This window comes from Pseudomonas fragariae (ex Marin et al. 2024), from assembly GCF_059621105.1.
Genome location: NZ_CM184369.1, coordinates 4015996 through 4036922, shown reverse-complemented (window position 1 = coordinate 4036922; position 20927 = coordinate 4015996). Strand labels below are relative to the sequence as shown.

Here is a 20927-nt window from a genome sequence, read left to right as displayed (position 1 = left end):
GAAACTCAAGGCAGGCTCGACCATGGACAGCACAGAAGGCACTCAAACGGCACGCGCCCTGCGCACTGAAGACGACCCGCGCTGGGACATCCTGGTCAATCGGCGTTCACACGCCGGCGCTGACTTCGTTTATGGCGTGCTGACCACCGGCATCTATTGCAAGCCGTGCAGCCCGACCCGGCTGCCGCGTCCGGAAAACGTGGTGTTTTTTGATAGTGCGCACGACGCCGAGGCCGCCGGGTTTCGCCCATCCCTGCGCAATGCCGGCGACTCAAACGCGCTGCAACGCAAGCACGCAGAAGTCGTTGCCCAGGCCTGCAGACTGATCGATGCCGCCGATTCGATGCTCAATCTGACCGCGCTTGCGGAGCAGGTCGGGATCAGCGGTTTTCATTTCCACCGCATTTTCAAAAGACTGACCGGGCTGACGCCCAGGGCCTACAGTGTCGCCTCGTTACGTTCGCGGGTGAAAGTCCAGCTCTCACAGGACCTAAGCATTACCCGTGCGTTGTACGAGGCGGGCTACAACGCCAACAGTCGTTTCTATGAGGCTTCGCAGAACATGCTCGGCATGAAACCTTCCGAATACCGCGCGGGCGGCGCCAATGTCGATATCAGGTTCGCTCTGGGGGAAAGTTCGCTGGGTTCGATTCTGGTGGCCACCAGCAGCAAGGGCATCTGTGCGATTTCGCTCGGTGATGACCCGCATGCGCTGATCGAAGCTTTCCAGGACCAGTTTCCCAACGCCAACCTGATCGGTGCAGACGCCGCGTTCGAACAACTGGTTGCCGAGGTCGTGGGTTTTGTCGAATCACCTGCGACCGGCCTGGCGCTGCCACTGGATATCCGCGGCACGGTGTTTCAGGAGCGGGTCTGGCAGGCGCTCAGGGACATTCCTGCCGGATCGACGGCCACCTATACACAGATCGCGACGCAGATAGGGCTGCCCAGTGCAGTCCGTGCGGTGGCCAACGCCTGCGGTGCGAACAAGCTCGCGGTGGCGATTCCCTGCCACCGCGTGGTGCGCAGCGATGGATCGTTGTCGGGCTACCGCTGGGGCGTCGAGCGCAAGCGCAAGCTGCTTGAAATCGAAGCGGCCGAAGGGGCAGGGCTGTTTTCAGGGCGTTGAGTAGCAGCCCATTTTCTGCAGAATCCGATAGGCCAGTTTCACCCGCTCCTCGTTCGGGTAGTTTTTGTTGGCGAGGATGGCAATCCCCAACTGCTGCTCCGGAATGAACGCCACATAGCCGCCGAAACCGTTGGTTGATCCGGTTTTGTTGACCCAGACCGAAGATTGCGCTGCCTGCGACGGTTCGATCATTTCGGCTTTGACCGTGTTCAGCATGGCGCTGGCATTGCCTTCAAGCAGCGTCTCCAGACGAACCGGCAGCGGATACTGCTCCCAGATCAGGTCCTGAGTCATGCCGCCGACCTTGAAATAGCCGGTCCGGGTATCGCGCAGGGCTTTTTGCAGCGCGGCGTCGTTTTGACCGAGGCCGATGTTCGCTTCGACGAAGCGTAGCAAGTCGCCGCTGCTCGATTTCACCCCGTAGGCCTCAGCCGCCAGCGGACCTGGATTGACCCTGACCGGCTCGTCGAGTTTGTTGTAGCCCTGTGCATACAGCGCCTGTTTTTCATCGGGCACGTCGATATAGGTATTACTCAGACCCAGGGCCGGAAACAGCCGCTGCTGCAGGGCCTGTTCATACGGCAGTTGCATGCTGCGCGCTGCAACCATGCCGAGCAGGCCCACACTGGGGTTGGCGTAGGTGCGATGGGTGCCGGATAGATATTCGGGCTGCCAGGCCTTGAAATATTCCATCAACTGAAGGGTGTTCTGCACTTTGTCCGGCACCTGAAGCGGGAAGCCGCCAGCCGTGTGGGTGCCCAGATGGAAAATTGGCACCTTGCCCAGCCGCGTGGCCTGCAACTGCGGAATATAGCTGTCGATGCTTTGCGTCAGCGACAGCTGCCCATTGGCCTGCGCCCAGGTAGCGAGGGTGGCGGTGAAGGTCTTGCTGATCGAGCCGAGTTCAAACAGCGTATCGCGGGTCACTGGCTGGCCGGTGGCTTTTGACGCGACGCCATAGGTGTAGAACTGCTGTTTGCCCTGGCGAGTGACGGCAATCGACAGGCCCGCGATATGATTTTCCTGCATCACTTTACTGGCTTCTGCCTGCACGAATGCGTCGACAGACGCTGTGTCGTCGTCGGCAACAGCCACTGCACTGACCAGCAGAAGTCCTGTGCAGAGCAGCGCTCCATTCCATTGCATCGGTTTACTCCTTGTTGTTTTGAGGCATGGGCCGATCATCAGAGAGCTTTCCTGGAAGCCCCACCGTGGTGGTCGGTCGTCAAAGGTTTGCGTAATATGCCCCCTTTTTTGCGCTTCCTCCATGGAGCGCCGCTCAGGTAACCCATGAAAACGATCCGTATACGTGCCGAAGTCCTGGCAGGCCTCACCACATCTTTTGCATTGGTGCCCGAGTGCATCGCCTTTGCGCTGGTCGCCCATCTCAATCCGCTGATGGGGCTTTACGGTGCGTTCATCATCTGTACGCTGACCGCGTTGTTCGGCGGGCGCCCGGGCATGGTGTCCGGTGCGGCCGGTTCAATGGCGGTGGTGATCGTCGCGCTGGTGGTTCAGCAGGGCGTGCAGTATTTGCTGGCGACCGTATTGCTGGGCGGTCTGATCATGATCCTGTTCGGCTTGCTGCGGCTCGGCAAACTGGTGCGGCTGGTGCCGTATCCGGTGATGCTGGGCTTCGTCAACGGCCTGGCGATCGTCATTGCGATGGCGCAACTTGAGCACTTCAAGGTCGGTGAATCGTGGCTCAGCGGTACGCCGCTGTACGTGATGCTCGGGCTGGTGGCGCTGACCATGGCGATTGTCTACCTGTTGCCACGCCTGACCCGCATTGCGCCGCCAGCGCTGGTGGCCATCCTCAGCGTCGGGCTGGCGGTGTACCTGCTCGGCCTGCCGACTCGCACCCTGGGCGACATGGCGCACATTGCCGGTGGCTTGCCGGTATTCGCCATGCCGGATATTCCGTGGAATCTTGAGACCCTGCGCATCATTGCCCCGTACGCCATTCTGATGGCGCTGGTCGGTCTGCTGGAAACCCTGCTGACCCTGAACCTGACCGACGAAATCACCGAAACCCGTGGTTATCCGGATCGCGAATGTGTAGCACTGGGCGCTGCCAACGTGGTGTCCGGTGCCTTCGGCGGCATGGGCGGCTGCGCGATGATCGGCCAGACCGTGATCAACCTCAGTTCTGGCGGCCGCGGTCGGCTGTCGGGCGTGGTCGCCGGCTTGATGATCCTGATGTTCGTGCTGTTTCTCTCGCCGCTGATCGAGCGCATTCCACTGGCGGCACTGGTCGGAGTGATGTTCGTGGTCGCCCAGCAGACCTTCGCCTGGGCCTCGTTGCGTGTGTTGCGCAAGGTGCCGGTCAACGATGTACTGGCGATCATTGCCGTGACCGTGGTCACGGTGCTGACCGATCTGGCCACCGCAGTGCTGTTCGGGATTATTATCGCGGCGATCAATTTCGCCTGGCAGCAGGCTCGCGAGCTGTACGCCGACAGCCATGTCGAAGCGGATGGCAGCAAGGTCTACCACCTGCATGGCACGCTGTTCTTCGCCTCGACCACACCGTTTCTCGACCAGTTCAACCCGGCCGAAGACCCGACTCAGGTGACTCTGGATTGCCGCCACCTGAGCTTTGTCGACTACTCGGCCATCGCTGCGCTCAAGACCCTGCGCGAGCGTTACGCCAAAGCGGGCAAGCATCTGCGTGTGGTCCACCTGTCCGAGCGCTGCAAGCGACTGCTCAAGCGTGCCGGCGTACAGCATGCCTGAGTTGATGAGTTGCGTTGCGCGGCGCGGCCTCGTATAGGCTGGATGTCTTTTCTCCGATAGCGAAGGGTGTGTGCCTGATGGATGCCGTCTCTCCTCTGCAAGCCTACGAACGTGCCGTCCAGCGTGGTTTTCAACCCGATCAGGCGCAATTGCAGGCCGCCCGGCAGTTGCAGGCGTGTTACGAGGGGCTTGCCGACGCTCGCGGTCGGGCACGCGGCGTTTATCTGTGGGGACCGGTCGGGCGTGGCAAGACCTGGCTGATGGACCGCTTTTTCGAGAGCCTGAGCGTACCGGCCCGGCGTCAGCATTTTCATCACTTCATGCGTTGGGTGCACAAACGCATGTTCGAGTTGATGGGCACATCCCGACCCCTGACTGTGGTCGCCAGGGAGCTGGCGCGTGACGTGCGGGTGATGTGTTTCGATGAGCTGTTCGTCACCGATATCGGCGACGCGGTGATCTTGGGCGGGTTGCTGCAGGTGATGTTCGAAGAGGGCGTGGTGCTGGTCTGCACGTCCAACCAGCCACCGGAGCAGTTATACAGCCATGGCCACAATCGCGAGCGCTTCCTGCCAGCGGTTGCGGCCATTCTCAAGTACATGGATGTCGTGGCGGTCGACGGCGGCGAGGATCACCGGCTGCACCCCGGGCAACTGCATCAGCGTTACTGGATTGCCGAAGCCGGTCGACCCAGCGCCTTGCAGGGCATCTTCGACGCGTTGAGCGCGGATCAGCCGGTTCACGATTCGCAGGTCATGCTCGGTTATCGCAGCATCAACGTGGTTCAGCATTCCGACACGGCCGTGTGGTGCCGCTATCGCGACCTTTGCGAACAGCCGCTGGCGGCCATGGATTTCATCGCCTTGTGCGATCGCTTTTCGGTGATTCTGCTCAGCGAGGTGCCGCTGCTGGGGGCCGCACAGCGCGAAGCGAAAATTGCCCGCGGCACCGAGGATGGCGTCGAGCAGGTGACCGCAGGCGATCGCGAGCTGCCGCAGTTGTCGCCCAACGATGATGGCGTGCGCCGTTTCATCGCGCTGGTCGACGAGTGCTATGACCGGCGCATTCCGCTGTATGTCGAAGCGCCGGTGCCGATGGACGAGCTGTACACCGAGGGCTACCTGTCGTTTGCCTTCCGGCGCACCCTCAGTCGACTTCAGGAAATGCAGCTGGAGCGTTTCACCGAGTCCTGACGCTCAGCTCGCGTCCCGGCGGCGCTGGGCCAGCATATGCTTGGCGCCTTCGATCATCAGGACCACCACGGCCAGCCAGATCGGCAGGTACGTCAGCCATTCATCGCGACTGATGCTTTCGCCCAGCAGCAGGGCGACGCCGACCAGCAGGATCGGCTCGACATAACTGAGCAGCCCGAACAGGCTGAACGGCAGCAGGCGGCTGGCAAGAATGTAACTGACCAGCGCCGAGGCACTGATCACCCCGAGCAGCGGAATCAACAGGTACAACAGCGGTGCCTGCTGAATGGCCTGCGGATGGCCGTGGGCGATGAACCACAGGCCGATGGGCAGCATCAGCAGCATGTCGAACCAGAGCCCGCCGAGGTGATCGGTCTTGAGCTTGCGACGTAGCACGAAGTACAGCGGATAGCCGCCCGCGACCAGCAGGGTCTCCCAGGAGAAACTGCCCAGCCGCCACAGCTCATGCCCCACGCCGATCATGGCAAACACCGCAGCGACTTTCTGCAGGTAGGAGAGGTGCTCGCCATACACCACGCGGCCGGTGAGAATCATGCTCAGCGGCAGCAGGAAATAGCCCAGCGATACCTCCAGACTGCGCCCGTGCAGCGGTGCCCACATGAAGATCAGCAGCTGCGCACCGAGCAGCACCGAAGACAGCAGCAGCGCGAAGATCAGCAGCGGTTGCTGCCTGAGCCGGACAGCCACTTCGCGGACTCGCCGCCAGTCACCGCTGACCAGCATGAACAGCGTCGCGCATGGCACGGTGAGCAGCATGCGCCAGCCAAAGATTTCTTCACCGTCGAGCGGGGTCATCAGTGACGTATAGAAATACATGACCCCGAACAGCGTAGACGCCAGGACCGACAGCACCACACCTTTGTACACAACGGCCTCCGCAACAGCTGATTCGACAGATTACGCACCTGTCTGGTGCGCTTGCTCGCCAGTCTACTGGCCTGAGGTGCAAAAAGCTGCAAATCAGGCGTCCCCCGCATGGCGATGGAACGAGCCTCCTTTAAGTGCATCAGAGGTTTTGGCTAATCGATCAGCTTTGTTAGGCTGTCGCGCTGGTCGGTGTGACCGTACTCGGCAAATTACAAGGAGCATGCATGACCTCTTTCAGCACCGCAGCCCAGGATGCCAAGGCTCGGGCGGAACAGTCTTCGACGCGTATCGCGTTTTTCATTGCCGGTTTCAGCGTGGCCTCGTGGGCGCCGCTGGTGCCTTACGTCAAACAGCGGATGGGCCTTGATGAGGGCACACTCGGGCTCTTGTTGTTGTGCCTGGGGGTGGGCTCGATCATTTCGATGCCGCTGGCGGGCGCACTGGCGGCGCGGTTTGGCTGTCGGCGCCTGCTGGTGTGTTCGACGCTGTTGATCTGCCTGTGCCTGCCGCTACTGGCGACGATTTCCAGTCTGCCGCTATTGATAGCCACGCTGTTTCTGTTTGGTGCGAGCATGGGCGGAGTGGATTGCACGGCCAACGTGCAGGCGGTGATTGTCGAGCGCGCCAGCGGCAAGACGATGATGTCGGGTTTTCACGGCCTGTTCAGCCTCGGCGGGATTGTCGGTGCGGCGGGTGTCGCCGGCCTGCTCAGCCTGGGTATCTCGCCTTTTGCTGCGATGCTGATTGTGGTGGTGCTGACCTTGGCCGCGCTGGCGAAAGCGGCGCCAAATCTATTGCCCTATGGCAGTCCGTCCGATGGACCGGCCTTTGCGATTCCGCGTGGCGTGGTGCTGTTTATCGGCCTGCTGTGCTTCACTGTATTCCTGGCCGAAGGCGCGATGCTCGACTGGAGCGCGGTATTCCTGACCTCGTTGCGGGGTGTCGAGCCTTCCTATGCCGGGCTGGGTTATGCGGTATTCGCCGCGACCATGACCCTGGGACGGCTGTTTGGCGATGCAGTGGTAAAACGGGTCGGCTCCACTCGAGTGATCATTCTCGGCGGACTGTGTGCCGCGGCGGGCCTGGCCGTCGCGACATTGATCCCGTTCTGGCAGGCTGCGCTGCTGGGGTATGCACTGGTGGGGGCGGGTTGCTCGAACATCGTGCCGGTCTGCTACAGCGCAGCCGGTCGGCAGAAGACCATGCCTGAAAGCGTGGCCATCCCGGCCATTACTACAGTCGGCTACGCCGGGATTCTGATCGGTCCTGCGGCAATCGGTTTCATCGCCCATGTCAGCAGCCTTGAACTGGCGTTCATGATCGTCGCCGTGATGCTGGTAGGCGTGGCGATCGGCGGCAGCAAGCTCAGGACCTGATCGGTATTACAACCTGCGCGCCATCCCCGACACCCGGATCGAGCTTCCCGGTTGCTGCGGGATTTCGGCGCGCAGGCGCGATGGGCTGCCCATGTCCTCGCCCTGAATAATGTCTATCAAACCGCCATGCGGCCAGCCGATATCGCGCAGATAGCCGCCCAGTGCTGCTGTGGCCGCACCGGTGGCCGGGTCCTCGTAGACGCCGCCGAACGCAAACGGGTTGCGGGTGTGGAACAACTGATCGGTCTCGGCCCACGCCAGCAGAATCGTTGCCCAGCCTTCACGAACCATCAGGTCGTGACCCGCCTGCTGGTCGTAGCGCATGGCCTTGAGCCTGGCCCGGCTGTTCAGCGCCAGCAGCAGATGCCCGGCACCGCCATTGATATGCGCGGGGGTAATGCGCTCATCCAGATCGGCATGGCTATAGCCGAACAGCGCCAGGGCTTGTTCCAGCACCGGCGTACTGATCGGCTTACTGAAGGTAGGCGGCGATTGCAGCGCCGCCGACGTCAGCAAGCCCTGCGCGTGGCCCTCGACGGTAATCTGCGCCTGACTGAGTGTCAGCTGAAACACGCCATCGCCTTGCTGTGCCGCCAGCGCTGCGCCCAGGGCGATGGTCGCGTGCCCGCAAAAAGGTACTTCTGCCAGCGGCGAGAAATACCGCACCCGCCAGCCGCCTTCGACAGGCGCAGCGAACGCCGTTTCGGAAAAGCCGATGTCGGCGGCAATCTGCTGCATGACGGCATCATCGGGTAACGCATCGCCAATCCACACACCTGCCGGGTTGCCACCGCGATCGCCATCGCTGAACGCCGCCAGTTTGAGTACTTCAGTTGTCATCGTAGGTGTCCTTGCCTGGGTCAGTAGGGGACAGTGTGCAATGGCGAGGATTTGATTAGCCAGTGAGAACATTTGATGCACGGTATGCGTTTGCCTGATGCATTACACCTCGCACCTTGCCAGACGTCGCTGCACCAGGCGCTCACGGAGTGTGTCGTAGGCCCAGTTGAACAGCAGGGTGTAAGGCAGAAACATCAGCAGCAGACCGATGTCCAGCCAGAACGCTTCCATCAGGCTGATCGTCAGCCACCAGGCGGCCAGCGGCACCACGGCCAGAATCAGTCCGGCTTCGAAACCCGTTGCGTGCAGGACGCGGACCGTCAGGCTCATGGAAAATCCGTAGCGCTTGCGCAGGCGGTCGAACAGCGTGTTGTAGGTCATGTTCCACAGCATGGCGATGGTCGAGATCATCACCGTCATGGCGCCCATCATCGCCAGTGACTGGTTCATCAGCCAGGCCAGCAGTGGTGCGACCAGAATAACGCCGCCGACCTCGAACAGCGCGGCATGCAGTGCCCGCTCACGCAGGGTTTTGCTGGCGACGCCGGGGTGCTGGTCAATGTGCGGTTGGCTGTTACTCATAACTACGCTGCCCTTGGTGCTGGTTGATGGCAGCATTATCATCGGTGTTTGCGTTAAGCTGAAAATCAATACCATCGGTTAAACCGATTTGAGAGTGCCATGAGTTATTCACCCGAAGCCCTGGAAGCCTTCGCCCAGATTGCTGCCCTGGGTTCGTTCAGCGCCGCCGCACGCCGGCTGGGCAAGAGTCAATCGACCATCAGTGAAGCGATCGCCCGCCTGGAAATCGATCTGGGCCTGGAGCTGTTCGATCGCTCTTCCAGGCAACCGGTCCTGACCGAAGCGGGGAGGGTCATGCTGGGCCGTGTCGATGATCTGCTGTGCGCCTCGGACCGGCTGCGTCGCGCGGCTGCGCGGCTTGCGGCAGGCGTCGAGCCACGGCTGACGCTGGTGCTGTCGGATGCCAACCAGTTTGCCGATTTCGAACGGCTGATGACCGAGCTGGATCAACGCTTTCCAGAGCTGGAGATGGAATGCGTGTTCGCCGAGCATGGCGACGCCATCAGCCTGGTGCAGTCGGGGAGGGCCTCACTGGGGCTGCTGTCGGCACAAGCCAGCTATCCACCGGAAATCGGTCACGCGACCATCGATGAAAGTGCCGATTTCGGGCTGTTCGTGTCGCACAAACATCCGCTTGCCGCGCTGGAACGGGTCGATTACCAACAGCTGGCCCGCTATCGCGCCTTGCGCCTCAATACGCTGATCGAGCACAGCATCCCCACTGACGACCTGCCCACCAGCGGCCATCGGCATTGGTCGGCACCCAATTACCTGCTGTTGATGGACATGGCTGCGTTCGGGTTTGGCTGGTCGGCATTGCCGCGCTGGCTGGTGTCGCGATACTCGGGCGGACTGCTGAAAGAACTGCAAGTCTCAGGCTGGCCACGGCGCTCGGCGGTGGACGTCATCTGGTCGTTCCAGCGCAGTCTGGGGCCTGCGGGGGCGTGGCTGCTGGAGTCGCTGGTACCGTTTGCGGGGGAGTGAGGCGGGTTTGCGCAATTTCCTGTACGCCACAAGCCCTTCCAAACCTCGCGACTGCACCAGAATCCCGCTATAAAGAGTGCCTGCAACCCGACAGCAGAAGGATTAAGGCATGGCTTTCGATTGGCACTCCGACCTCATCACGCGTGACACGCCGGTGGATGACACCTATCGGAATACGCAGAACGTCAGGCGCTTCATGACCTTGCAGTGCGGGGCGTCGTTCAGGTTCGATCGGCCATTCATGGCGTGGATCAACAATGGCGAGCCCAAGAACATGGGGCAAGTCGCAGACCAATGGCTGCGCCTGCATGCCGCAGCCTCAGCATCGAACTGACATCGCTGCGGCGATGGGAGCGGTCCTGCAGGGTAAGTTTCTGTGCTGGTGAAGGCTGCTCACCAAATCGTCTCTCGCTCTGGTCTGGCGAGAACCAACAAATTACGAGCTCAAAACGCCATTATTTTTTGCATGCGAGTGGTTTTTCTCGTAGCGTGCTCGTGCCGCCCCGCATGACGGGAAAGCGGCGCAACCAATGCCTCAGGTGCCGCCGCTTTGACCCCGACAGATTTACAGCATCTCCAGAGCCGGCTAGCGGCTCTGGAGCAGGAAAACGCTTCGCTTAAAGAGAGCCTGAGCGTCACGGGGCGGGAGGCCGAATACGCCCTGGCGCAATCCCGGGAGCGTTATCGTTTTCTGTTCAACGCCATGGATGAAGGCTTTTGCATCATTGAATTCCTTGACGGGCCGCACGGTCCGCTGAGCGATTACATTCACGTTGAAGCCAACCCGGCCTATGAGTACCACGCCGGCATTTCCAACGTGGTGGGCAAGAAGCTGCGTGAGATGGTTCGCGAGGAGGCCGATGGCTGGGTGGAGTTTTACGGCGACGTGTTGCGGACCGGCAAGCCGATCCGTTTTGAACGCGAACTGGTGGCCACCGGGCGCTATCTGGCCTTGACCGCGTTTCGCATCGAGCCGGCCAGCCGTCGGCAGGTCGCTGTACTGTTTCAAGACATCACTGAACGCAAGCGCGCTGAACTGGAGCTCAAGCAGCTGAACGAGACACTGGAGGCGCGCATTGTCGAAGCCGTGGCCGAGCGCAATGTGCTGGCCGATGTCGTCAACGGCACCAATGCGATCATTCATGTCGTCGACTGCAATTTTCGCTGGATGGCCATCAATGGCGCGGCACTGCGCGAGTTCGAGCGCCTGTTCGGCATCCGGCCGCAAGTGGGTGACAGTATGCTCGACCTGCTCGACGACCGTCCGCAGAGCAAGGCTGATCTTGAAAGGCGCTGGACGCGCGCATTAGCGGGCGAAGAGTTCGCCGAAAGCGTCAGCTTCAGCGACTCGAACGATCCGGCCAGCCATTTTGAAATACGTTACAGCACGCTGCGCAATGCTCAGGGGCAGGCCATTGGCGCTTACCTGTTTGCCTACGATGTCAGCGAACGGCTGCGCGAGCAGGAGCGCCTGAGCCAGGCTGAAGAAGCCTTGCGCCAGTCCCAGAAAATGGAAGCCGTAGGCCAGTTGACTGGCGGTATCGCCCACGACTTCAACAACCTGTTGACCGGCATCACGGGCTCGCTGGAACTGCTCAAGACACGGGTGAGCCAGGGCCGTTTCAATGAACTGGATCGCTACCTAGGGGCTGCGCAGGATGCCTCCAAACGTGCGGCGTCACTGACTCATCGATTGCTGGCGTTTTCGCGCCGGCAAACCCTGGACCCCAAACCGGTCGACATCAACCGGCTGGTGATCGGCATGGAAGAGCTGATTCGGCGCACGGTCGGGCCGCACATCACTCTGGAAGTCGTGACCTCGGTCGGGTTGTGGTCAACCTTCATCGACGCGCCGCAACTGGAAAATGCCTTGTTGAACCTGTGCATCAACGCCAGGGACGCCATGCCGCGAGGCGGGCGGATCACCATTGAGACGGCCAACCGATGGATTGACGAGCGCGGTTCGCAAGGCCGCGACCTGATCCCCGGGCAGTACCTGTCGCTGTGTGTCAGCGACACCGGTACAGGCATGTCGCCCGAGGTCATCAATCGGGTATTCGACCCTTTCTTCACCACCAAGCCACTGGGGCAGGGTACGGGGCTGGGCTTATCGATGGTGTACGGTTTCGTGCGCCAGTCCGGCGGGCAGGTGCGCATCTATTCCGAGCCTGGTCAGGGCACGAACATGTGCCTGTACCTGCCGCGTCATTACCTCGGGGCGCCAGAAGAGATCGAGGCGGCAGATGCCTGTGGATCGGCGCCTGCACAGACCGAGCGCACGGTAATGATTGTTGACGATGAGCCGACCATCCGCATGCTGGTGGCTGAAGTGCTGGAGGATCAGGGCTACATTCCGATCGAGGCGGGCGAAGGTGCATCCGCGCTCAAGGTGCTGGAGTCCGATGCGCGTATCGACCTGCTGGTGACTGACGTCGGGTTGCCGGGTGGCATGAATGGCCGGCAATTGGCCGATGCTGCGCGCATCATTCGACCCGACCTCAAAGTGCTGTTCATCACCGGGTACGCAGAGAACGCCATCATTGGCAACGGCCATCTGGATCCGGGCATGTGGGTGCTCACCAAACCCTTCACCATGGAAGCGTTTGCCAGCCGCATCTACGAAATGATCGAGCGCGAAGACTGATTCCAGCAGCCGTCAGCGGGTGGGCGGCGCCTGGAATTCACCTTTGGACAAGCCTTCCACGTCATTGCCCATGCTGTCACGAATGCTCAGGTCTGCGCCCTTGTCGGTCAGTTCCTTGAGCACTTCAGTGCGTTTGAACAAGGCGGCGTACATGGCGGCGGTCTGTCCGGCATTGTTGGTGAGGTTCGCACCACAATCTGCCTGCACCAGACGCTTGGCGATGCTCAGTTCACCCTTGAAAATCGCACCCATCAGCGCCGTATTGCCGCGATTGTCCTTGGCGCAGGGGTCTGCTCCGGCGTCTATCAGGCGTATCACCGAGTCTTCATGGCCGTGATAGGCCGCCAGAATCAGACCGGTATAGCCTTGTTCGTCACGGATATTGAGGTCGTAATGAGCTTCGATAAAGGTGTCCAGCATCGGGTTGTTGCCTTCACGGGAGGCATCGAAAAACAGCGTGCGCAGCTGGCTGGCAGTCTGTTCGGCGCTCAGCTCTGAAGGCGCTGGAGTGGGAGTGGGTGTCGGTGGTGTGGCGTTTGCGGCTGCGGCAAACAGCAGCAAGCCATAGATCAGATGCTTCATGGAGCGTTCTCCTGACGGGAACCGTCCCGGCGACAGAGCACCGGGACGGGGTATCAGATCATCAGTCCTTGAGGCTTGCAGCCAGGGACTTGACCTTGCTCAGATCGCCTTTGGCGACTTCGGCTACCCGAGTGCCGTAGTCCGGATCTGCCTTGTACAGGTACGACAGCATGATGTTCTTGCTTTCAGTGTCGGTGTCGGCCAGCGACTCGCCGAAGCTCTGCACCAGGTCAGTCTTCTCTTTCGCGCTGTAGGAGCGATACAGATCACCCGCCTGCTTGAAGTTCTGCTCACGCGTGATCTTCGCCTGCTGGGTAGTGCCACTGAGCGGCAGCTGGCTGTAACGCGCCTTGTCATCCGCTGGACGCGGTTCCAGACGGCTCGGCTCATAGTTGACGCCGCTGGTGGTGTGACCGGTATTCAGCGCACCGTCCTGATTGCCGTTGTTGACCGCAACCTTGGGCTGGTTGACGGGCAGGCTCAGGCCATTGGCGCCAAGGCGATACATCTGGGTGTCAGCGTAGGAGAACACACGGCCCTGCAACAGGCGATCCTCGGAAGGTTCGATACCTGGAACCAGGTTGGCCGGGGCCATGGCGACCTGCTCGGTTTCCTGGAAGAAGTTATCGACGTTCTTGTTCAAGACCATCTGCCCGATCTTCTTCTCGGGAACGTCCGGCCAGATCTTGGTGGCGTCCAGTGGATCGAAGTCGAATTTCGCCAGCTCTTCAGGCTTCAGGACCTGAACGTACAAATCCCATTTCGGGAAGTCACCCTTTTTGATCGCGCCGACCAGATCGTTGGTCAGGTGGCTGTAATCCTTGGACTGGACCTGAGCGACTTCCTTGGGATCAAGGTTCTTGAGGCCCTGCAGGGATTTCCAGTGGAACTTCACGTAATGCACTTCGCCCTTGGCGTTGACCAGTTTGTAGGCGTGTACACCGTTGCCGTCCATGAAGCGATAGCCCGCCGGGGTGCCCTCGTTCGAATACAACAGGGTCAGCGTACGGGTGGCTTCCGGTACGTGGGAGAAGAAGTCGAAGCGACGCGAATCGTTGTCCAGATTGGTACGCGGGTCAGGTTTGAACGCGTGGACCATGTCCGGGAACTTGATGGCGTCACGGATGAAGAAGGTCGGGAAGTTGTTGCCCACCAGGTCCCAGTTGCCGTCAGCCGTGTAGAACTTGGTGGCGAAGCCATGCGGGTCGCGCAGGGTTTCAGGCGAGTGATTGCCGTGAACCACGGAGGAGAAGCGTACGAATACCGGGGTCTTCTCACCGGATTTGAACACGGTCGCCTTGCTCAGGTCGCTGATGTCGGCCGAGGCCGTGAACTCGCCTTTGACGCCGGTGCCACGGGCATGCACGACGCGTTCAGGAATGCGTTCGCGATCAAAGCGCTGCAGCTTTTGCAGCAGTTGCACGTCTTGCAGCAGGACAGGCCCTTGGGCGCCTGCGGTCTGAGAGTTCTGATTGTCGCCGACGACGGCGCCATTGTCGCGGGTCAGGGTGTCAGCGGCATAAACGGTCGGAACAGTAATCAGACCGGCTGCAGTTAAACACACCATGTGTCTGGACCAGTTTAATAACGGCATTTTGAATCCCTCATATTTTTAGTAGGCCGGGTTATCTTAGGCGCGTGAGGGAAACACAGTGATTATAAAAATGTATCGGGGCGATTGAGATAAATACTCGGGCAAAAGGTAGACCCGGTAAAGAATGTTTGTACCCGTTGATAGGGTGCACTGAGGGCACGTTCATATGCGGTGGATCAAGTTATATTTTCCTGCCTTCGCTAGTTATGCATCTCCTTGAAAATATTTGATTTTTATTAAATGTCGGCAGTCATTAAACACGCTGTTTTTCTCCGTGTTCAGGTCAATGTGAATCATTATCAGCTTTATTGTCTGGTAGCACTACAGATGGCCGTGATGTGCGCTGGTACGATCGTACTGATACTTGTGGCCATCTTGTCAGTAGGTGGCTATTTGATATTCTTTTTCCAGGTCATCGTATAAGTTGTAACTAAGGTGCCGCGCTGCAGAATGCTGGCAATATGACAATATCGGTCTTGAATGCCTCGACGCGCTATCATGTGGCCACATTCTGTACAGGCACACCTCTTTAATGGAGCCCCTTGTCCCATGCCAACGATCATGCTGCTACACACCCCGCCGCCGGAATTCATCCGTAGCCAGATCCAGCAGATGGTCGTCGATTACGTGACTGACATCAGCCTGGTAGCCATCGCGCCGAGCAACCCGCTGTACAACCTTTACCAGTACGGCGTGGGGTACGAGGTGCATCTGTACCTGAATGCCATGGACGGTTCGCAGCAGCTGGCCGTGGAGCTGATCGTCGCGCTGGACGACGAGGACCCTGAAACCGTATTGGGTTTTTTGCTGTACCTGCCTGTGCAGGATGATCCGCAGGCCTGCGCCGTAGCTTACATGGCGGTGCGCGACAGCCACCGCCGTCAGGGCATCGCACGCTCGATGCTGGAGAAAATGACCAGTCGCTATCCGCATGCAGAGCTGTATTGCGTGGTCGGCAAAGTCGCGTATTTCGAGGCGATGGGTTTTCAGGTGCTGGGTGCGCGTGGTCCGCAGGTCATCATGAACACGCGTGATCACGGTACTGACGGTCTGCTTGCCGTCATGGATATCGCACCGATCTACAACTCGGTGGAAGTGCGGCAGATCCACGCTTATTTGCTCAAACAGCATGGCAACAGCGCGATGGTCGATGCGGAGAAGCAACGCGACCGCCACCTGGACCGCATGGCCCTTGAAGCGAGAACGCTCGCCGAGCAACGTCTTGGCAACAATGAGCTGGCAGACGGCGTGTCGCAAACGTTGCGGCTGCACTGATTAAAGAAGAGCGTGCGAACGAGGCAGGACCGATAGAGGGCATTAGTTGCACACGTGCGACTTGTCAAAGCTCTTTTTATCAAAAAGCGAGGAGGCCGTGGAACGATCCAAATGAGGTGAAGTCATTATGACATCATCGCTGTTTGATCAACTCATTCCGGCACTGACACCACTCCTCATTCAGCAACAGGTAAGCCCCATGAACGTCCTGCGTCAGTCCAAGTTTTCCACCAAGCTGCTCTCTGCTTTCATCATTTGTGCATTGATTACGCTGGCCGTCGGCGCTCTGGGAATGGTGGGCGTGACCCGCCTGGCCAACGCCCTTGAGCTGACCTTCTCCAACAACCTTGTATCGGTCAGCAACACCAATGAAGCGCTGACCAGCTTCACCGCTCACAACCGCGGGTTGTACCGTTTGCTGGATGCGCAGGATGGCGGTGTCTCCGAAACGGACAAGGATCGAGTTCGTCAGGCGTTGAGTGATGACCTGGCCCGTGCGCAAAAAGTGTTCGCGATCTACCGCGCCACGCCTCTGGAAGATGACGAGCGCGCCGCCGGTGACCAGCTGGAACTGATGCTGCCCGCTTACATTTCCGGCTCTCAACAGGTTGTCGACCTGATGAAGGCGGGTAATTACGAGGCTGCCCGGACCCAGTTGAACAGCCTGTCCTCGGAAAGCTTTACCAAGGTGCGCAGTTACATGCGCGTCATGATCGACTCCAACAATCGTCAGATCAAGGAAGGCGCAGCCGCTGCTGCCGACCTGAAGGCCAGTTCGGTATTGATGCTGGAGATTGGCGTGGTGATCGCGTTTCTGGTGGCGATCATGCTGGGCGTGCTGATTACCCGCATGATCACCCGTCCTTTGGCTGTTGCAGTCGCCAGTGCTCAGCGCATTGCGGGCGGTGACCTGACTCAGCCTATTGTTTCTACCAGTGGCGATGAGGCCGGACAACTGTTGAACGCGCTGTCCGATATGCAGGGCGGTCTGAAAAACACCATTCAACAGATTGCCAGTGCCTCGGACCAGCTGGCTTCCGCTGCCGAAGAGCTGAGCGCCGTCACCGATGAAAGCACCCGCGGGCTGACTCGCCAGAACGACGAAATCCAGCAGGCGGCAACAGCCGTCAATCAGATGACTGCCGCGGTGGAAGAAGTGGCGCGCAATGCGGTGTCCACGTCTGAAGCGTCGAAGTCCGCTACAGACGATGCGGTTGATGGCCGTGGTCAGGTCGATCACACGGTCAAGGGCATCACCACCATGGTCCACGAGATCACCGCATCCACTGGCGCTGTCTCCGAGCTGGCCGGGCATGTGCGGGAAATCAGCAAGGTGCTTGACGTGATTCGCAGTATCGCCGAGCAGACCAACCTGCTGGCCTTGAACGCCGCCATTGAAGCTGCACGTGCTGGCGAGCAGGGCCGTGGTTTTGCGGTGGTGGCTGACGAGGTTCGGGCCCTGGCGCACCGTACCCAGGCATCGACAGTGGAAATCGAAGGCATGATCAGCACCGTGCAGTCAGGTGCCGACGGCGCGGTTGCGGCGATGGGCAAGAGCCTGTCGCTGGCCACCAACACGCAGGAACTGGCCCTGCGTGCGGGCGCGGCGCTGGAGAAAATCACCCTGGGTGTAGCCACCATCAACGAGCGCAATCTGGTCATTGCCTCCGCTTCGGAAGAGCAGGCCCAGGTAGCTCGCGAGGTGGACCGCAACCTGATCAATATTCAGGACCTGTCGACCCAGAGCGCTGCCGGTGCCAACCAGACCAGCGCGTCCAGTCAGGAACTGTCGCGACTGGCCACCTCGTTCAACTCACTGGTTGCCAACTTCAAGCTGTAAGTCGTTCTCACGAGGCATTGTCTGGCGCACGTCTGGGCTCGATCGGTTGTTAAATTCCGGTCAGGCATAAAAAAGGCGTTGCGCCCGACCGGGTCATTTCGCGCATCATAGGCGGACTCAGCCCGAGAGAGACTTTTCATGCCTGTCATTCATTACCTTCTGCGTCTGTCGCTCCCGCGAGTGTCATTAGCCTTTCTGGCCGTGTTGTGCTCTGGCGTTTTTTCCAGTGCTGCGCTGGCCGGTGACGAAACGCAATTGATCGAATCCCTCAATGCCTATCGCGGCCAGACGCAGCGCTGCGGCGAGCAGGTGTCCATGGAACTGCCGCCGCTGACCAGCGACGCGCGTCTGGTGCTGCCGGCCAGTGGCAATCTGGACCTGCAACAGGCGCTGACCCGTGCTTCCTATCCGATGGTCACTGTGCAGGCGATAAGCCTGTCCGGTCCGAACAATGCCGACGCTGCACTCAAGGCGGTGCTGGAGAGTTTCTGCCGTGTGGTGCTGGACCCGCAATTCGTCGACATCGGGGTCAGCCGCGAAGGGCGAGACTGGCGTATCGTGCTGGCGCGTTCGCTGGTCGCGTCGCGTCTTGGCGACTGGCAGGCAGAGGGGCAAAAGATTCTGGAAATGATCAACAACGCCCGCACTCAGGCACGCCAGTGCGGCACGCAATCCTTCGCCGCTGCCACGCCGCTGGCCTGGAACCTGGTGCTGGGGACCGCTGCGCAACGCCATTCCCAGGCGATGGCCAATCAAAACTTTTTTGACCACAAGGATCGCGACGGTCGCACGCCTGGCGACCGCGCCGAACTGGCCGGGTATGTGGGTCAGCAGGTGGGCGAGAACATTGCCGCCGGCCAGGACAGTGCGCGCAAGGTGGTGGATGGCTGGCTGCTGAGCCCGGGCCACTGCGCCAACCTGATGAATCCGGATTTCCGCGAGCTGGGCGCAGCCTACGCAATGGACCCCAAAAGTGACGCAGGAATTTACTGGACGGCAATGTTCGGCACGCAGCAGTAGCGTCTGGCGCTGCGCTGGTAACCTGGAATCAGAAGCGGAATGCCTGACGGCCGATCAGCAACCATTGGCCGTTCTGCTTTTGCCAGATTTGGAAGTTCTCGATTTCAGTCGGCACAAGCTTGCCGCTGTTCACCGCCTGAGCCGAAAAGTGATTGCGCACCAGTGCCACGTCGCCGGACAGGGTGATCTTTTGATTGAGCATCTTCAGGTCATTGAAGGCGCTCTTGCCGGTTTCGATGTCCGCAATGAATGCCTTCTTGTCCTGAATAGTACCGCTGGAGTGACCATACGTGAGGTTGTCGGCGGTCAGCGCATCGAGTTGCGCTATGTCCTTGTGCCACATGGCTTGTGTCAGTTTGTCTACGGCATTGGCGACATCGGTCTCGTCGGAAGGCGAGGCCGCGACGTAACCGGTGAACAGGCACAGAAACCCCATCAGCAGTGTCAGCTTTTTCATGTTCATCCCTTTTCTTGTGATTATTGAAGGTGAGCGAAACCGGCGCAGATGACAGAATTCATCTGTCGTCGTACAACTTAGATCAGGGAAGGCCATTCGACAAGGGGAGATGCCGGGAAGCGAGCTTCCCGGCAGAGGGGCTTAAACGCGGAATTGCTTGGTGAGACGGTTCAGGCTTGAAGCCAGGGTCGACAGTTCGGCAGTGGCGATGGCCGTCTGATTGGAGCCCTCGGATGTCTGGCTGGACAGATCACGAATGCTGACCAGGCTTCTGTCGACTTCTCGAGCGACCTGAGCCTGTTCTTCGGCAGCGGTGGCGATCATCAGGTTGCGTTCATTGATCTGGCTGATGGATTCGGTGATTTCCAGCAGCGCCTTGCCGGCGCCATTGGCCATCTCCAGCGTCTTGTGGGCCTGAACGCTGGTCTGCTCCATTGCGCTGACAGCATTGCCGGTGCCGGTCTGGATCGAGTCGACCATCTGTTCGATTTCACGGGTCGATTGCTGGGTGCGATGCGCCAGCGCCCGGACCTCGTCCGCCACCACCGCAAAACCCCGCCCGGCTTCACCGGCACGAGCCGCTTCGATGGCTGCGTTGAGTGCCAGCAGGTTGGTCTGTTCCGCGATGGCACGGATCACATCCAGCACCTTACTGATATCCGTCGCCATGACGGCCAGGCCTTGTACCTCAGTGGAGGTGATCTGCACCTTGGAGACCATCAGGTTGATCGCCGTGACGGTCTCATCGACCTGCGCGCGCCCAGCCATGGCTGCAGTACTGGATTGCGAGGTCACCTCCGATGCCGATGCGGCGTTACTGGCCACTTCCTCTACTGCCGCGCTCATCTCGTTGACGGCGGTGGCTGCCATTTCGATCTCGTTGGTCTGGCGCAGAATGGTGCGCGAGGCGTCTTCGGTGACGGCATGCATTTCCTCGGAAGTCGCAGCCAGCTGGGTAGAAGAGTCGCCGATCAGGATCAGGGCATTGCGCAGGTTGGCCTGCATGGTGGCGAGTGCGGCAATCAGTTTCGCCGCCTCGTCAGTGCCATGTTGCGGGATGTCCTTGCTCAGATCATTGGTGGCAATGCGTTGCGCGATACTCAACGAATCGCCAATCGGGCCAGTCAGACTGCGGGTGTACATCCAGGCGAGGAGCAGCGTGGTGATGACGCCCACGGTGATGAAAATGCCCACCATCCACAGCGTCTGCTGATAGGCAGCGTTAGCGGCAGCGCCGGCTTTCTCGGCTTTGACGTCGTTGACGCCGATGAGTTTTTTCAGCCCGGCTTCAACCTGATCGGCCGCGCTTCTCATTTCACCATTGGAAGTTGCCACTGCAGCTTCCAGATTGCCGGCGGCTACCGAGGCGAGGTAGCGATCCTGTGCCACCTGATACCCGGCCTGTGCCTGGGACAATTCGTCGAAGGCCTGGCGCCCTTGCGGAGTCACGATCAATTTGCCGAGCGTGTCAAAATAGCCGGCGATCAGCGAGCGCGACTGCTGGATATCGCTGAGCGCCTTGGTCTTTCGATCCTGCGGCTCAATCGGATTGCGCACACGGGCGTTGTTGCCGCGGATACTGACAAACTCCCGATCGATCGATGCGAGCTGTTTCACGCTCGGAAGCACATTGGTCTCGATGAATTTTTCCGCCGCATTGAGCTCGGCCGCCTGACGCAGGGCAAGCAAGCCCAAGGCAATGATCATCAGGCAAAACACGCCGAAACAGAGCGTCGAACGGGCGGCCAGGTTGAGTTTTCGCAGGATCATAGTGTTTCTCCGAAGGG

18 protein-coding genes and 1 pseudogene are annotated in these 20927 nt (G+C 60.0%); 11 read left to right on the top strand and 8 right to left on the bottom strand.

The window, feature by feature from the left end; translation table 11 throughout:
- The first annotated feature begins 22 nt into the window (after positions 1-22).
- Positions 23-1129, top strand: a complete 1107-nt coding sequence (gene ada, locus AC54XV_RS17295; RefSeq protein ID WP_003403817.1) for a bifunctional DNA-binding transcriptional regulator/O6-methylguanine-DNA methyltransferase Ada — start codon at positions 23-25, stop codon at positions 1127-1129.
- Here the strand turns inward: ada and ampC are convergent.
- On the bottom strand, positions 1118-2275 hold the full coding sequence (gene ampC, locus AC54XV_RS17290; RefSeq protein ID WP_116831074.1) for a class C beta-lactamase: 1158 nt from the start codon (positions 2273-2275) through the stop codon (positions 1118-1120). The genes ada and ampC overlap by 12 nt on opposite strands.
- 144 nt (positions 2276-2419) lie before the next feature.
- Here ampC and AC54XV_RS17285 point away from each other — a divergent pair, with 144 nt between their 5' ends.
- Positions 2420-3865, top strand: a complete 1446-nt coding sequence (locus tag AC54XV_RS17285; protein WP_024651404.1) for a SulP family inorganic anion transporter — start codon at positions 2420-2422, stop codon at positions 3863-3865.
- Positions 3866-3942: 77 nt separating this feature from the next.
- Positions 3943-5058: a cell division protein ZapE gene (gene zapE, locus AC54XV_RS17280; protein WP_024651403.1), complete on the top strand. Its 1116-nt coding sequence runs from the start codon at positions 3943-3945 to the stop codon at positions 5056-5058.
- 3 nt (positions 5059-5061) lie between these two features.
- On the opposite strand, the gene rarD is transcribed toward zapE, so the two are convergent.
- Entirely contained in the window at positions 5062-5946 is an 885-nt protein-coding gene (rarD, locus tag AC54XV_RS17275) for an EamA family transporter RarD (RefSeq protein WP_003403812.1), read from the bottom strand.
- Between the two features lie 224 nt (positions 5947-6170).
- Between rarD and AC54XV_RS17270 the strand changes: the two genes are divergently transcribed.
- Positions 6171-7322, top strand: coding sequence for an MFS transporter (locus AC54XV_RS17270; protein WP_003403811.1), 1152 nt, complete (start codon positions 6171-6173; stop codon positions 7320-7322).
- A gap of 6 nt (positions 7323-7328) precedes the next feature.
- Here AC54XV_RS17270 and AC54XV_RS17265 read toward each other — a convergent pair whose 3' ends face one another.
- Positions 7329-8162, bottom strand: coding sequence for a PhzF family phenazine biosynthesis protein (locus AC54XV_RS17265; protein WP_496717114.1), 834 nt, complete (start codon positions 8160-8162; stop codon positions 7329-7331).
- Between the two features lie 102 nt (positions 8163-8264).
- A complete protein-coding gene (locus tag AC54XV_RS17260) occupies positions 8265-8744 on the bottom strand; it encodes a multidrug/biocide efflux PACE transporter (protein ID WP_003403809.1) in 480 nt (159 codons plus the stop codon).
- Between the two features lie 99 nt (positions 8745-8843).
- Between AC54XV_RS17260 and AC54XV_RS17255 the strand changes: the two genes are divergently transcribed.
- The 3 genes from AC54XV_RS17255 to AC54XV_RS17245 all read left to right on the top strand — a co-directional run bounded on the left by AC54XV_RS17255 (position 8844) and on the right by AC54XV_RS17245 (position 12372).
- A complete protein-coding gene (locus tag AC54XV_RS17255; protein ID WP_003403808.1) occupies positions 8844-9728 on the top strand; it encodes a LysR family transcriptional regulator in 885 nt (294 codons plus the stop codon).
- A 109-nt stretch (positions 9729-9837) separates the two neighbouring features.
- Positions 9838-10062, top strand: coding sequence for a DUF6434 domain-containing protein (locus AC54XV_RS17250; protein WP_011268383.1), 225 nt, complete (start codon positions 9838-9840; stop codon positions 10060-10062).
- A 216-nt stretch (positions 10063-10278) separates the two neighbouring features.
- A complete protein-coding gene (locus AC54XV_RS17245; RefSeq protein WP_058398930.1) occupies positions 10279-12372 on the top strand; it encodes a hybrid sensor histidine kinase/response regulator in 2094 nt (697 codons plus the stop codon).
- A gap of 12 nt (positions 12373-12384) precedes the next feature.
- On the opposite strand, the gene AC54XV_RS17240 is transcribed toward AC54XV_RS17245, so the two are convergent.
- Positions 12385-12954: an ankyrin repeat domain-containing protein gene (locus tag AC54XV_RS17240; RefSeq protein WP_011268381.1), complete on the bottom strand. Its 570-nt coding sequence runs from the start codon at positions 12952-12954 to the stop codon at positions 12385-12387.
- 61 nt (positions 12955-13015) lie between these two features.
- Positions 13016-14521 carry a catalase KatB gene (katB, locus tag AC54XV_RS17235; RefSeq protein ID WP_024638661.1) on the bottom strand — a complete coding sequence of 502 codons (1506 nt, stop codon included), beginning with the start codon at positions 14519-14521 and terminating at the stop codon, positions 13016-13018.
- 576 nt (positions 14522-15097) lie between these two features.
- On the opposite strand from katB, the gene AC54XV_RS17230 reads away from it, so the two are divergent.
- From AC54XV_RS17230 to AC54XV_RS17215, 4 genes and pseudogenes are all read left to right on the top strand, one after another.
- Entirely contained in the window at positions 15098-15823 is a 726-nt protein-coding gene (locus AC54XV_RS17230; RefSeq protein ID WP_024638663.1) for a GNAT family N-acetyltransferase, read from the top strand.
- Between the two features lie 127 nt (positions 15824-15950).
- Positions 15951-16805, top strand: a pseudogene (locus AC54XV_RS17225) (MCP four helix bundle domain-containing protein); the annotation flags it as partial.
- A complete protein-coding gene (locus AC54XV_RS17220) occupies positions 16800-17663 on the top strand; it encodes a methyl-accepting chemotaxis protein (protein WP_404944258.1) in 864 nt (287 codons plus the stop codon). The pseudogene AC54XV_RS17225 and the gene AC54XV_RS17220, both read left to right, overlap by 6 nt.
- Positions 17664-17801: 138 nt before the next feature.
- Entirely contained in the window at positions 17802-18683 is an 882-nt protein-coding gene (locus AC54XV_RS17215) for a CAP domain-containing protein (RefSeq protein WP_011268378.1), read from the top strand.
- Positions 18684-18711: 28 nt separating this feature from the next.
- Here the strand turns inward: AC54XV_RS17215 and AC54XV_RS17210 are convergent, their stop codons facing one another.
- Together AC54XV_RS17210 and AC54XV_RS17205 are read right to left on the bottom strand one after the other, a co-directional pair.
- Positions 18712-19140 carry a nuclear transport factor 2 family protein gene (locus AC54XV_RS17210; RefSeq protein ID WP_032607810.1) on the bottom strand — a complete coding sequence of 143 codons (429 nt, stop codon included), beginning with the start codon at positions 19138-19140 and terminating at the stop codon, positions 18712-18714.
- A 141-nt stretch (positions 19141-19281) separates the two neighbouring features.
- Positions 19282-20910 (bottom strand): methyl-accepting chemotaxis protein, encoded by a 1629-nt coding sequence (locus AC54XV_RS17205; protein WP_024651397.1) that lies wholly within the window; start codon positions 20908-20910, stop codon positions 19282-19284.
- Positions 20911-20927: the final 17 nt, after the last annotated feature.